13 protein-coding genes are annotated in these 12,299 nt (G+C 53.9%); 12 read left to right on the top strand and 1 reads right to left on the bottom strand.

The annotated features are described in order from the left end of the window. Positions 1-2: 2 nt before the first annotated feature. Positions 3-389: a GCN5-related N-acetyltransferase gene (locus tag ACP9M6_RS13155; RefSeq protein WP_427451818.1), complete on the bottom strand. Its 387-nt coding sequence runs from the start codon at positions 387-389 to the stop codon at positions 3-5. Positions 390-541: 152 nt separating this feature from the next. Here ACP9M6_RS13155 and ACP9M6_RS13150 point away from each other — a divergent pair, with 152 nt between their 5' ends. From ACP9M6_RS13150 to ACP9M6_RS13095, 12 genes are all read left to right on the top strand, one after another. Then, positions 542-994 carry a hypothetical protein gene (locus ACP9M6_RS13150; protein WP_427451816.1) on the top strand — a complete coding sequence of 151 codons (453 nt, stop codon included), beginning with the start codon at positions 542-544 and terminating at the stop codon, positions 992-994. 6 nt (positions 995-1,000) lie between these two features. Beyond that, on the top strand, positions 1,001-1,582 hold the full coding sequence (locus tag ACP9M6_RS13145; protein WP_427451814.1) for a class I SAM-dependent methyltransferase: 582 nt from the start codon (positions 1,001-1,003) through the stop codon (positions 1,580-1,582). A 67-nt stretch (positions 1,583-1,649) separates the two neighbouring features. Continuing rightward, positions 1,650-2,048 (top strand): BlaI/MecI/CopY family transcriptional regulator, encoded by a 399-nt coding sequence (locus ACP9M6_RS13140; RefSeq protein WP_427451811.1) that lies wholly within the window; start codon positions 1,650-1,652, stop codon positions 2,046-2,048. Then, complete coding sequence (locus tag ACP9M6_RS13135) at positions 2,045-2,995, top strand: M56 family metallopeptidase (protein ID WP_427451809.1); 951 nt, start codon at positions 2,045-2,047, stop codon at positions 2,993-2,995. The genes ACP9M6_RS13140 and ACP9M6_RS13135 overlap by 4 nt, the downstream gene beginning before the upstream one ends. Then, entirely contained in the window at positions 2,988-4,040 is a 1,053-nt protein-coding gene (locus ACP9M6_RS13130) for a hypothetical protein (protein WP_427451807.1), read from the top strand. The genes ACP9M6_RS13135 and ACP9M6_RS13130 overlap by 8 nt, the downstream gene beginning before the upstream one ends. A 105-nt stretch (positions 4,041-4,145) precedes the next feature. Continuing rightward, positions 4,146-5,549, top strand: a complete 1,404-nt coding sequence (locus ACP9M6_RS13125) for a Do family serine endopeptidase (RefSeq protein ID WP_427451805.1) — start codon at positions 4,146-4,148, stop codon at positions 5,547-5,549. A 111-nt stretch (positions 5,550-5,660) separates the two neighbouring features. Then, on the top strand, positions 5,661-8,006 hold the full coding sequence (locus tag ACP9M6_RS13120; protein WP_427451803.1) for a DUF1508 domain-containing protein: 2,346 nt from the start codon (positions 5,661-5,663) through the stop codon (positions 8,004-8,006). An 86-nt stretch (positions 8,007-8,092) separates the two neighbouring features. Then, the gene (crcB, locus tag ACP9M6_RS13115) at positions 8,093-8,488 is read left to right on the top strand and encodes a fluoride efflux transporter CrcB (protein WP_427451802.1); all 396 of its coding nucleotides are present in this window, start codon (positions 8,093-8,095) and stop codon (positions 8,486-8,488) included. Then, complete coding sequence (locus ACP9M6_RS13110; RefSeq protein WP_427451800.1) at positions 8,485-9,474, top strand: RluA family pseudouridine synthase; 990 nt, start codon at positions 8,485-8,487, stop codon at positions 9,472-9,474. Before crcB ends, ACP9M6_RS13110 begins: the two co-directional genes overlap by 4 nt. Further along, entirely contained in the window at positions 9,471-11,156 is a 1,686-nt protein-coding gene (locus ACP9M6_RS13105) for a putative 2OG-Fe(II) oxygenase (protein ID WP_427451799.1), read from the top strand. The genes ACP9M6_RS13110 and ACP9M6_RS13105 overlap by 4 nt, the downstream gene beginning before the upstream one ends. Then, positions 11,156-11,857: an ATP12 family chaperone protein gene (locus ACP9M6_RS13100; RefSeq protein ID WP_427451797.1), complete on the top strand. Its 702-nt coding sequence runs from the start codon at positions 11,156-11,158 to the stop codon at positions 11,855-11,857. Before ACP9M6_RS13105 ends, ACP9M6_RS13100 begins: the two co-directional genes overlap by 1 nt. Beyond that, positions 11,857-12,264: an OsmC family protein gene (locus tag ACP9M6_RS13095; protein ID WP_427451795.1), complete on the top strand. Its 408-nt coding sequence runs from the start codon at positions 11,857-11,859 to the stop codon at positions 12,262-12,264. Before ACP9M6_RS13100 ends, ACP9M6_RS13095 begins: the two co-directional genes overlap by 1 nt. The last annotated feature ends 35 nt before the right edge of the window (positions 12,265-12,299 follow it).

The raw sequence follows: 12,299 nt of genomic DNA, 5'->3' as shown, positions 1-12,299 counted from the left end.
CGCTAATATTTGCGCGTCCATTTCGGACGCCGCCGCCGCGCAGGTTCCCGCCCGCGCGGTTTTTTGTTCCGCATCTTGAGGCTCGCATCATTGAGGTCCCAGATATCGGCCGTGTCTGACAGAACCGCTTCGCCGAGATCAATCGCGGTCTGCAGGACGGGCAGGGGCGTGTTCTTCCAAGCGGGCGGCTCAATCGCGTTCCGCCAGAATTGTCCGACTGCATTATCGAGCAAGATACGGGCAAAGCAGTGGTCGAGATAGACGGGCCAATCGGGGCGGTCCTCTGCCATGGCGGGCAAGCGGGTCCGGTAAAGCTCCCGCCAGGCCAGCCGGATATCGGCTTCGTCTTCATCTTCGAAACCGAAGGGGAGAATGGGGTCATGAGTCATCAGCAGTTCTTACGCACGGGATCTGCAAAAGCGGTGATTTATACATCGCGGGTACATGTTGATTTGCTAGAGAGGGACCCAGACAAAATAGAACGAGTCCATTTTCGGCCTCATTCTTGCTACACACCCGATATCTCTTGTGGGAGGATTTTATGAAAACCATCGTCAAAACATGTCTAGGCGCTGCTATGGCGCTCGGATTCGCCGCCTCTGCTTCAGCGCAGTCAGCTGATTTTAGCCCCGTTCTCCTGATTGAATCAGGGCCGAGCGATAATCCCGAATATCGCCGCATGGTGTTTGTGAAATATCTCGCCGGCAATTCTGTGTCGGTGAATTACCGCGCCTATAATCGGACGGAATTTACGCAGGTTCCGAATACGACGCCATCCGACGTCATCCGTGCTTGCGCCAATGGTGCGGCATCGAACCTCTCCGATATTCGGGCTTTCGAGCGCGCCGAGGCCAGCCGCGAACGAAATCGCCAAGCCCCCGAAGTTACGCGGTTCTGCATCAAAAACGTCCCGAATTGGGAAGGCGGCGGTCGCACAACCTGGCTCGATCCGATTTTCAACGGTCTGCCCTATGCGGCGAGTTTGAATAATTAGGGCGCTGTGGCGCATCAGCCTGATCGGTCGCATGGCTGGGACGCTATTGCCGAAGACTTTATGCGTCTTCGGTCTGACGCAGGTGTTTCTACTGTCCGGAATTGGGCCCATGGATTAGGTGAGGGCACGACAGTGCTGGACATAGGTTGTGGGCATGGCTTGCCACTCACGCCTGTCCTCGTCTCCGCAGGATTGTCCGTCTCCGCGATTGATGCTTCGCCAAAAATGGTTGCGGCCTATCGCCAAGCCTTTCCTGCTATTCCCATCGCTTGCGAGCCTGTTGAGGATAGTCGCTTTTTTGATAAAAAATTTGACGCTATTCTCGCGATCGGACTCATATTTTTACTGCCGGAACACGCGCAGAGACAATTCATTGACCAGGTTGCAAAGCATCTTAATCCGAAAGGGTGGTTCCTGTTTTCTGCACCGCGACAGATCTGCGAATGGAAGGATTTGCAGACCGGCCGCGCGTCCAGCTCGCTCGGTATAGAGGCTTATCGCGCCTGTCTTGCGGAAAGCGGTTTGGCCGTCATCGCGACCGATGAAGATGAGGGTGGAAGCTTTTATGTGTCTGCCCGTAAGATCTAAAAACCACTTCTTTTAAAATTACGGAAGAGTCACAAAATAATTATTGACCACATCTGTAGTCAATCATATGACTACAGATGTAATCGAAGGGAAAATTGTGAAAACCAAGATCAGCCAATCCGAACTGGACGTGATGGACGTGCTCTGGCGCGAACCGACTTTGGGTGCCACCGAAGTCGCCAATCGTCTGGCAGAGAAAAAGGACTGGTCCGATCGGACGGTCAAGACGCTCCTCGCAAGGTTGGTGGAGAAGGGGGCGCTGTCGACCGAAAAAGACGGTCGACGGTTTCTCTACACGCCGACAGTCAGTCGCGAGGATTACGCCGGACCTGCCACGCGCAGTTTTGCCAAGCGGTTATTTGGCGGTCGCGCCGCACCGCTGGTCGCGCATCTGGCGGAAGGTGAGGGGCTTTCCGATGAGGACATTGCTGAACTAGAAGCGCTGATCGAGAGTTTGAAATCATGACTCCCGAAGCTGTCATGGATTGGGCGGTCCAGACGGGGTTCGTGGTCAGCCTTCTGATCGTCGGAATTCTGATTATCCGACGCCCCTTCGCGCGGGCTTTCGGTGCGGGCGCGACTTATGCGCTTTGGTTGCTTCCACTTATCCGACTGGTCCTGCCGGTCATTGCTATACCACAAAGCTGGCTGCCCGGACGATTTAGACCTCAACCCGAAGCGACGGGCCCAATGGCGGATGTCACGGCAAGATACCAAACGCCTTCACCGGATACGTTCCCTGTTGCGGACCCCAGTTTACCATTAGATGAATTTATAGCGCCTACCCAACAGGGCTTTGATTGGACACCAATGATTATTGGGATTTGGTCGGGGGTAGCGGTGTCATGGTTTGCGTTCCAACTTTTTCGCCAGCGCGCTTTTTTGTTGCAAATGCGTCGGACGAGTGATTTTGCGAATGAAACTTTGTTGGCTGAAGGCCGCGTTGCTGGGGATATTACAGGTTTAAAAGCTGTTCCGATATTGCGTGTCTCACATCAAAATATCGGTCCATTTGTGACGGGTGTTGTGAGTCCAACGGTAATCTTACCCTCAGACTTTATGCAGGATTATACGCCGGCACAGCGCCACTATGCGCTTGTCCATGAGTTCGCCCACATCAAACGCAAAGACCTCTGGGCCGCTTTTGCTGCCTTAGTTTTCCGCGCAATTAATTGGTTCAATCCGCTGGTTCACTACGCCGTGCATAAGATGCGTGTTGATCAGGAAGCGGCATGTGATGCCTTTGTCATTGCGAAAACAGGCCAGTCCGGCACGAACAAATTGGACTACGCAAAAACTCTGCTGCAGGCGGCTAAAACAACAGGATCGTCAGCAGCCGGCGCACATCTCGCACTCTCTCTCGTAGAGACAGATGAGGCTGAAATTGAAGAAAAGGAGACTTCAAATGATTAAACTACTCGATCTAGGGGTGTCTGATCCCCTGACGCTTGGTATGGCCAGTCCTTTGGCCGACCGGATAGAAATTCTCGCGCGGAAACGTCCCGTGACCAAACTCTCACGCACGCTTGCCGGTTCGGTTCTATTGTGTGTTGCCGCGTTGAGTGCGCCTCTGACCATCGCAGGTGATCATCCGCATGATGATGACAAAACGAAATCTGTTATCATGTTCTCGGACGGTGCCATCTGGTCCAATGATGGCGAGACGAAACTCCGCAGTGGGGGCGCTTATGAAATCGTCACGGAAGACGGCGAGTTGAAAGCCTATCAGATAAGCGATGGCGGTGATACGCGTGAGGAGATCAATGTGTATCTCACGGATGATGGCGTCTATGAACTGACTCTCCAAAACGGCGAAGTCGTGACCTTTGATAAACCTGATTTATCAGGGCTGGAAGGTCTGAAGGGACTCGAAGGGCTAAAGGGTCTAGAAGGCCTCAAGGGACTTGAGGGTCTCAAAGGCCTGCGCGGACTTGAGGGCTTAAGCGGCTTATCCAAACTTGAAGGCTTGAGCGCCCTAAGTGAGCTGAGCGAGTTGGGCGAAATGGATTTTCCGCAAATGCTGGAAGACGGTGATATAAAGGTCATCGTAAATGGTGAAACCCACGCCTGGTTTGACAGAGATGAAGCGAGCCAAGAGAGCTTGAGAGCTAAAATTCAATCCATTTTTAAAGGTGAGGGCGAGGGAGCAAGTGTCCGCATCTTGACGAATAGAGATGATAAATCTGCCAAGCGTTTCACCTTCAGCACAGAATCTGAGTTTACGGACTCGGACGGTCAGCGTCTGCCGGATACGGTTATTCGTTTCGGAGATGGAGGCATCAAAGTCGAACGGTCACTTGATTTGGCAGAACGTCAACTCAAGATCACCGAGCATCAATTAGAGCGCATGGCTGAAAATAGTGAAGCCTCACGTGAACTCAAACAGGCGTTACGTGAGTTGGAAAAAGCTAAAAAGTCACTCGAGAAAGCCCGCCTCAAGATTGAAGGGGAAGACTGATCTCACCGAATTATTTTGCCATGTTCCGTCCTTTGGGATGAAAACCCGGCAAGATTCTGCGCCCGAGCCTTTGAACCCTGGCTCGGGTGCGCCTATGTGAGGGCTATGAAAAAATTACTCCCCTCCATTCTCGCAGCGACCGCCATGTTCGCAATACCTGCCACCGCGCAGGATGTTCAGCGTATGGTGCCGACATCTCAGGCGCAGGTACAACTGTCCTATTCTCCCGTAGTGAAACAAACGTCGCCTGCTGTGGTGAATATCTTTACATCACGGACTGTGCGGACGCGGACGCGGTCCTCCTTTTTTGATCAGATGTTCGGCATGCAACGCGCGCCGCGGGAACGGGTGGAAAGCTCGCTCGGCTCCGGTGTGATCGTGCGCTCCAACGGAATCATCGTGACCAATGCGCATGTCGTCAAAGGCGCGGATGAGCTTAAGGTCGTGTTGAATGACCGCCGCGAATTCGAAGCTAAAGTTGTGGCACAAGATGAAGAAACCGATCTTGCCATCCTCCGCATTGATACACAGGGCGAAGTCATGCCCGTCTTACAAGTCGGAGCGGATATGGAGCCAGAGATCGGGGATATCGTTCTCGCGATTGGGAATCCGTTTGGGGTGGGCCAGACTGTGACATCCGGAATTATTTCTGCGCTGGGCCGGACCAATGTCTCGGATATTTCCAGTGCCATTCAAACCGATGCCGCCGTTAATCCGGGCAATTCGGGAGGGGCCTTGGTAAATTTACAGGGTGAATTGATTGGCGTGAATACGGCAATTTTCTCGCGCTCCGGAGGGTCAAACGGGATTGGCTTTGCTATCCCGGCGGAGCTTGTCGAGCGCGCAATTGACTCGGCCCTGTCCGAGGGGCGGATCGTCAGGCCTTGGATCGGGGCGCGAACCAATGGAATTGATGCGACCATGGCGTCCGCTTTGGGGCTGGATCGGGCACGCGGGGCTGTCATAAACGAAATTCTGCCGCGTGGTCCTGCGGACAAAGCTGGGCTCGAAAAGGGCGATGTCATCCTTTCCGTCGGCGATACGGAAATTAATGATGATAGCGGTTTACGGTTTAAACTCGCGACGCTCCGACGTGATGAAACTGTTTCCGTCGAGTATGTTCGTGACGGGCGCATGCGTAGCACAAAAGTCAAAGTCGACACACCGCAGGAAAACCCGGAGCGCGACGAACGCGCGCTAGACGGTATTCATCCGTTTGATGGGGCAGTTGTTGTGAATATGAGCCCCGCGCTCGGCGAGGAACTGGGCTTCGACCCTTACCTCACAGGCGTCATGGTTTTGAAAGTGCGTAGTCGCTCGGCGGCGAATTATAACCGTCTGCGTCCAGGCGATCTGATTCTGGAGGTTAATGGCGTAGAGATTAGTTCCACGCGCCAGATTGATGATCTTCTGCTCTCTGAGCCAGTTGATGTGGTGTGGGATGTACAGGTTGATCGTAATGGTCGTATTGGCGCCCTGCCTATTCGTTATCTTCCTCCGCAAAATTAAGCCTCAATATTAATCGCAGCTGAATGAACTTTCGCCTAAGGCGAGAGGGCGTTTACATTCGGGTAATCTTTGCCCTATCACCATTTCATGGGGTTTTAGGGGAGATTACGCATGACCGATAAAATATTGGACGAATACAAGCCGCTCGCATTTTATAAAAAGCACGGAACCGAGAAACAGACGGGTTTTTCAAAATTTGAAGTAGAGGGCGAATATTACTTCTGTCGCTATTCCGACGGAAATATTTGCATGCTCAGTCAGGCTTATAAGAGTATTGCGGGACGAGATAACGGCATTGTTTCCATACGGACGAATGAGAAAATTAAGGGGCGTTACAAGTTTACACACCGTGACGGCGGAAAGCACGGGTTCTCACTTCGAGCCGGAAATCATCAAGAAATTGCGATTAGTCCGGAATATAAAACACTGGCCGCTGCAGAACATGTCGTCGGTCGACTAACAGGAAAAGTGAAAGCTAAGAAAACGGCTGCGAAAAAAGCGACGGCTAAACCAGCGGCGAAAACAGCGACGCCCAAGAAAACCGCACCTAAAAAACCTGTTCCCAAAGTCAAACCTGCAAAAGCAGCCGCTACAGCAGCTTTCACATCTACAGACGGCCGTATTGAGAATTACAAACCTCTCGCGTTTTACGAAAAACATGGCGGGATGGGCGACGGCTTTAATCAATTCGACGAAGATGGCGCTTATTATTTCAACTATGCGCAGGACGGCGACGTTGTTCTGATTTCAGAGAGTTACACGTCTGCGCGTGGCCGTGATAATGGCGTCGAGTCGGTCAAGAAAAACATGCCTCTGGCCGCCCGTTACAAACACCACACGCATAAGAACGGCAAATATTATTTCGATATCAACGCCGCTAATCATCAGGAAATTGCGACGTCACGCTGGTATGATAGCGAAGGTGCGGCGCAGGATGGTGCGAAACGGTTGCGCGGCGAAATGCCGTTAAAGTCAGCGCTGACGGCGGGTGCTGTTGGCGCGGCAGGTTTGGCCGCTGGGGCTGCAGTGGCTGCAAGAGCCGCGAATGTTGAGCAGGATTACAAACCGCTCGCATTCTACCAAAGACAAACCGAAGGCCGCGAGCATGGTATTGAGACATTTACCGGTGACGATGGTAAACATTATTTCGCCTATTTCGAGAATGATAAAATTGCCCTGATCTCCGAAGGTTATCCAACGAAAGCCGCGCGTGATACGGGTGTGGCGTCCGTTGAAAAAAATATCGGCATTGAGAAACGCTATGAGTATCGGGGTCCACTGAAAAACGGTAAATATGATTATCGTCTCAAGGCCGGCAATCACAAGGAAATCGCGCGGTCAGTTTGGTATGGCTCTGCCGCTGCTGCGGCAGCTGGCGCGGCTTATCTCATGGGCACACGCAAACGGGCTGCGGCTGTTCCGGTTGTTGCGCCGAAACCCTCTGCGCCAATTGCGAAAGTCGCTGCGGCCCCCTTGGCGGCGGCGGCCGTCGCCGCGTCAGCGGCTGCGAGACCGGAACCCGTTGCGGCTCCGGTTGCCGCCAAGCCAGAACCTGTTGCAGTGGCCGCAGCGGCTGAACCCGCAGCGGCGGCCTATGATGGTGGTGGCGGTATTTGGGGTTGGTTGAAGTGGTTGCTTCTGGCGCTCATCGCGCTGCTCGCCATGTTCTTCCTGTTCAAAAATTGTGTGGGCGGTGAGACAACAGCCAAAGTCGCACCTGTAGCCACCGAAAGCGGCGCAGCGGCAGTTACTCCCATGGTCAGCTGTTGGAACGGGACGGAAGCCGCAACGCTCTCGGCCTGTCCGGCCAAGATCACGTGTTGGAACGGGGATGAAGTGACCGCGCAATCGGCTTGTCCAGTGGAACCGGCCCCAGCGGCGGTTGAACCTGAACCCGCGCCGACTTTCACTTGTTGGGACGATAGCGAAGTCGAAGACCTCGCCAATTGTCCGCCAGTGCCAGAGGTCGAGTTTGCCGTGGTTGAAACACCGAGCGCGACGCCAACACGCAATAATTCTGTGACGTCATCTGCAGGTTTCCTCTCCGGTGCAGGTGCGACGGCGGGTATCTTCCTTGCGGGCGATACACCCGTGACGGTCCGTCGTCTGGGGACATTCCCGGAATTTGGTGACAGTCGCGGCCTGAGTGGTTCGGCCTTCTATGACAAGTTAAATGCGCGCTACGCGACAAACAACTTTGATCGGAACTATCTCGACTATCTCGCAAAAGAACTGGGTTATACGGGTTGGTCAGAGGTGACAGCGGCAGACTTTACAGAGACGTCCATTGCCAATGGTACATCAGGCGTTCTAGGTTTTGGCGAATATCACGGCTATCAGTATGTGACCTATGACATGGAGGATCTGTCCCATCTCGAGGCGTTTCAATTCGCGTCCCGCAATGGAAAGCAGGTTTATTTCATGAAGCGCTGCGGGAATTATTTCTTCCCGACTTAGGTCCGCACTGTATTGCGTTTGAGAACGGGGCCTTATGGCCCCGTTTTTTATTGGCCAAGCGGGGAGGGCGGGTCTAAGTCCCGCCCATGATGTCTTTTCTTTATGTCGCCCTTGGCGGGGCCATCGGTGCGAGTGCGCGCCACGGCCTCGGACTTGTATCTTTACGGGCCTTTGGGCCGGGTTTCCCGGTAGGAACGCTGTTGGCGAATGTGATTGGTGGCCTGCTCATGGGCTTGCTGATTGGCTGGTTAGCGATGAAGACGCCTGAAGCGCAAAACGATATTCGCCTTTTTGCAGGTGTCGGCGTGTTGGGCGGATTTACGACTTTCTCCGCGTTTTCGTTGGAAGCATTTCGGATGTTTGAAACGAAAGCCTATGGGCAATTGTTCGGATATGTCAGCGCGTCAGTTTTATTATCAATTATGGCCGTCGGATTGGGATTAGTCCTGATGCGGACATTGGCCGGAGGAGTCGCGACATGAGTGGCGTTCAAAAGATCACGGTCCCAGACCACGACTCCGGCTCCCGCTTGGACCGCTGGTTCAAAAAGCAATTCCCGCATATCCCGCATGGCAAAGTCGAAAAACTTCTCCGCAAGGGTGAAATTCGCCTCGACGGGAAACGCGCCAAGGGCAATGTCCGTGTTGAGGGCGGGCAGGAAGTCCGCGTGCCGCCCTTGCCGGACCCGTCCGATATGTCCGGTCCCAAACCCGTCAATCCGGAAGATGCGAAGCTCATTAAATCTCTTGTGATTTATGAGGATGATGAACTCATTGCGATTAATAAACCTGCGGGTCTGGCCGTGCAGGGCGGTACGAAAACAACCCGTCATGTGGACGGTATGCTGCCTGCGCTGGGAGAAGGTTGCCGTCTGGTCCACCGTCTTGACCGTGATACCTCCGGCGTGCTGCTCATCGCGAAAAACGTCGCCGCCGCGAAATGGGCGGGTCGGGCGTTCCAGAGCCGCCGTGCGGAGAAGATCTATTGGGGCGTAACCAATGGTGTGCCCAAACCACCGGCAGGCGAAATTAAGGGCTACATGGCCAAGGGTCGCCTCGATAATCGCTTTGGCAATATCAATGAGGGCAAGGAAGTCATGGTCGCCGTGCGTCACGGGTCGGACGGTGCGAAACATGCTCGGACCCTCTATCAGGTGCAGACCAATGCCGGACAGAAAGCCGCCTGGGTCATCATGATGCCGCTCACCGGACGAACGCATCAACTGCGTCTCCACATGCAATTGCTCGGCGCACCCATTGCAGGCGACCCGCGTTACCTCACGGACCGTCCTATGCCGGGCGGCCTTATCTGGCAGCTCCACCTCCATGCGCGCTCACTGGAAATTCCGCGCGAGGGCCGCGAGCCGCTCAAGCTTGTCGCAGACCTCCCGCCGCATATGTTCAGTGCCTTTCAAACGCTCGGTTTTAATCCGAAAAATGACGAGGTCGATTGGGAGGGCTTGCTATGAGCGAACTCGCGCAAACCCTTCAAAACCTCTACGGCGCCTATCAAGCGGGTGAGGTCATACAGGCTGAAATCGGGATACGTAGCCTGCTGCAACTCTACCCGGAACAGCCGGATGTGTTGCGCCTCGGTGCGCTTACGGCACTTGCCGTCAATCAAGTCGTGACGGCTGACCAACGCCTGTCAAAGGCTGCGTCACTGACACCCCTGACGGCGGAAATGGCAAATACGCGGGGAAATATTCTCAAAAAGGCGGCGGATTGGCCGGCCTCCAGAGAAGCTTATCAAGCGGCTATCAAGCTCGATTCGAATTATCAGCCTGCTTATGATAATTTACTGGATATGTATGTTCAGTCTGAACAGCCTGGTCAGGCTTTAACATTATTGGAAAGCGGTAGAGACTTCGGCGAAATGGGGGAATATGCCCGGTCTCAAGCGCTCACCAATCTGGGCAAATATGAGGACGCGCTTGAAACACTCAACGCCGTTAATGCGACACGCTATGCAGATCGCATGACCCTTCAGCGGGTCGTTATTCTCTCGGCAATGAGTCGGTTAGACGAGATGAAAGAGACGATTGGGAAATTACCGATTGGGTCTGAGCTGTTTCCAAAAGCGCTGGGTATAGGAGTGAACGCCTTGGAAATGCGGGGACTGCGATCCGAGGCCCTGAACATGATCGCAGAATATACGGTGCCATCTGACACGACACCGCTGACTTATATAAAAGGTGTCCAGCTCTTGCGACGGGCAGAGCAGAATGCGGCGTCACGGGCCTTGATGGATGTCGCGGCTGATAAATTTGACTCGAACCCGGAGATATTGGGGGAGATGGCAAATTTTGCACTGTCCAATGGAAATGCGCCGGGCAGTTGCGAGATCTATCAGAGAGCGCTGAGCGTCAAACCGGGCGACCTGTCCTTGATGACCGGCTATGCGCAGGCTGCGATTGTGGCGGGGAATTATACGACAGCTCAAAAGCTGATTCAGTCTGCCCTGGGGCAAGCGCCGAATAATCAATTCCTCTTCGCTCTCGCCGCGACGCTGCAACGGGCCAGTGGTGCGGACCATACCGCGCTTTATGATTATGACCGTTTCGTTCGACCTTATGATCTGGACCCGCCAAAAGGCTATGCCGATATTGGATCTTTCAATGCGGCCTTGAAAGACGCTTTGGGTCGTTTGCACATCTACACTGGAACGCCTGTCAATCAGTCACTCCGGAAGGGGACGCAGACAGATATTAATCTCGCGCTTGTCGAGGATCCGGTCATTCAATCCTTCTTCGACATGGTCGATGGGCCTCTTCGGGATTACATGTACCGCCTACCACAGGATGTGCAGCACCCGCTATGTCGTCGAAAGCGGGAGTCTTATCGCATTGCGGGGGCATGGTCTGTCCGTCTCTCCGAGTCGGGGCATCATGTTAATCATGTCCATCCTATGGGCTGGATCAGCTCATCTTATTATGTCGATATTCCACCTTCCGTGAATGAGACTTCAAAAGAGGGGTGGATTAAGTTTGGCGAGTCCTCTCTTCCTTTGCCGAGCGTAGGACCTGAAAAATTTATCCAGCCCAAACCCGGCCGCCTCGTCCTCTTCCCCTCCTATATGTGGCACGGGACTGTCCCGTTTCAGGGGCAGGAAACGCGCTTGACCCTCCCCTTTGATGTGGTGCCGGATTAATGGCCAAGTCTCTTGCTAAGCGGTTTTATCAGGACGTCACCGTTGAGCCGTCTGATGACGGATGGTGTGTGCTGCTCGATGGGCGACAGGTCCGAACACCCGGTAAGATGAAATTGACCTTGCCGAATGAAGCGCTGGCCAAGGTGGTCGCGGCAGAATGGGATGCGCAGACTGATAAAATTGATCCATCCACAATGCCCGTCACACGGCTCGTCAATGTCGCGAGTGAGCAGACGCCAACCCGTCGCGATGATCTGATAGAGGAAGCTGTCCGTTATGCCGGGACAGACCTCATTTGCTACCGCGCCACTCAACCCCGTATTTTGCAGGAGAGACAAGCCGCAGCTTGGGATGACTGGCGCGATTGGGGCGCAGAGCAGGGCGTTGACCTGAAAATAACGGAGAGCCTCACAGCGCTTGAACAGCCTGAGGCCAGTTTGAGAGCCGTCGCGTCCTATGCGGATGAATTAGATGATTTGAAACTGACGCTCTTCGTGCATCTCATCGCCGTTTATGGGTCTGTCGTTTTGGCTATGGCGGTGATACAGCGGGCGCTGGATCCCCGTACCGCCTTTGATGTGTCCCGCGTCGATAATGCCTATCAAATTGAACATTGGGGCGAAGATGAAGCGCAAGCGGAAATTGATGCCGCTCTGCGGACGGAAACCATCACCCTCGCAAACCTCGTGGAGATTTTATAATGGCGCAACCCGTCACCGTTAAAGAACGTCTTGGTGGAATATATACCTTGGATGTCACGAATGGCCGTCACCATCTCTATGCGGATGAGCCTGTCGAATATGGCAGTTCCGATCTCGGGCCGTCGCCATTCGAATATCTCTGCGCCTCGCTGGGGTCTTGTACGGCGATTACGCTGCGTATGTATGTGGGACGGAAGAAATGGGAGATTGAGACTATCGCGGTCACGGTCACACATAGTTACCGCAAGACAGCCGACGGCGAGACTAAGAGCGTCTTCTCACGGGTGTTGAATATTGAGTCTGACCTCCCGGAGGAAGAGCTTGGCCGCCTCGTAGAGATTGCAAATAAATGCCCGGTCCATAAAATGCTGGAACATGGGAATATTGTCGAAACAACATTGGGATAATCCTGCGCGCTTAATTTACCTGTCATTCCAGACTG

The organism is Litorimonas sp. WD9-15, assembly GCF_050271975.1.
Taxonomy (GTDB): domain Bacteria; phylum Pseudomonadota; class Alphaproteobacteria; order Caulobacterales; family Maricaulaceae; genus Litorimonas.
This window is presented reverse-complemented; position numbering and strand designations above follow the sequence as displayed.

Excerpts from the sequence above, each read along its gene's own strand:
- ACP9M6_RS13150 (WP_427451816.1), top strand. The coding sequence starts at position 542 with ATGAAAACCATCGTCAAAACATGTCTAGGCGCTGCTATGGCGCTCGGA.
- ACP9M6_RS13100 (WP_427451797.1), top strand. The coding sequence starts at position 11,156 with ATGGCCAAGTCTCTTGCTAAGCGGTTTTATCAGGACGTCACCGTTGAG.
- ACP9M6_RS13120 (WP_427451803.1), top strand. The coding sequence starts at position 5,661 with ATGACCGATAAAATATTGGACGAATACAAGCCGCTCGCATTTTATAAA.
- ACP9M6_RS13140 (WP_427451811.1), top strand. The coding sequence starts at position 1,650 with ATGACTACAGATGTAATCGAAGGGAAAATTGTGAAAACCAAGATCAGC.
- ACP9M6_RS13130 (WP_427451807.1), top strand. The coding sequence starts at position 2,988 with ATGATTAAACTACTCGATCTAGGGGTGTCTGATCCCCTGACGCTTGGT.
- ACP9M6_RS13105 (WP_427451799.1), top strand. The coding sequence starts at position 9,471 with ATGAGCGAACTCGCGCAAACCCTTCAAAACCTCTACGGCGCCTATCAA.
- ACP9M6_RS13095 (WP_427451795.1), top strand. The coding sequence starts at position 11,857 with ATGGCGCAACCCGTCACCGTTAAAGAACGTCTTGGTGGAATATATACC.
- ACP9M6_RS13110 (WP_427451800.1), top strand. The coding sequence starts at position 8,485 with ATGAGTGGCGTTCAAAAGATCACGGTCCCAGACCACGACTCCGGCTCC.
- crcB (WP_427451802.1), top strand. The coding sequence starts at position 8,093 with ATGATGTCTTTTCTTTATGTCGCCCTTGGCGGGGCCATCGGTGCGAGT.
- ACP9M6_RS13135 (WP_427451809.1), top strand. The coding sequence starts at position 2,045 with ATGACTCCCGAAGCTGTCATGGATTGGGCGGTCCAGACGGGGTTCGTG.
- ACP9M6_RS13155 (WP_427451818.1), bottom strand. The coding sequence starts at position 389 with ATGACTCATGACCCCATTCTCCCCTTCGGTTTCGAAGATGAAGACGAA.
- ACP9M6_RS13125 (WP_427451805.1), top strand. The coding sequence starts at position 4,146 with ATGAAAAAATTACTCCCCTCCATTCTCGCAGCGACCGCCATGTTCGCA.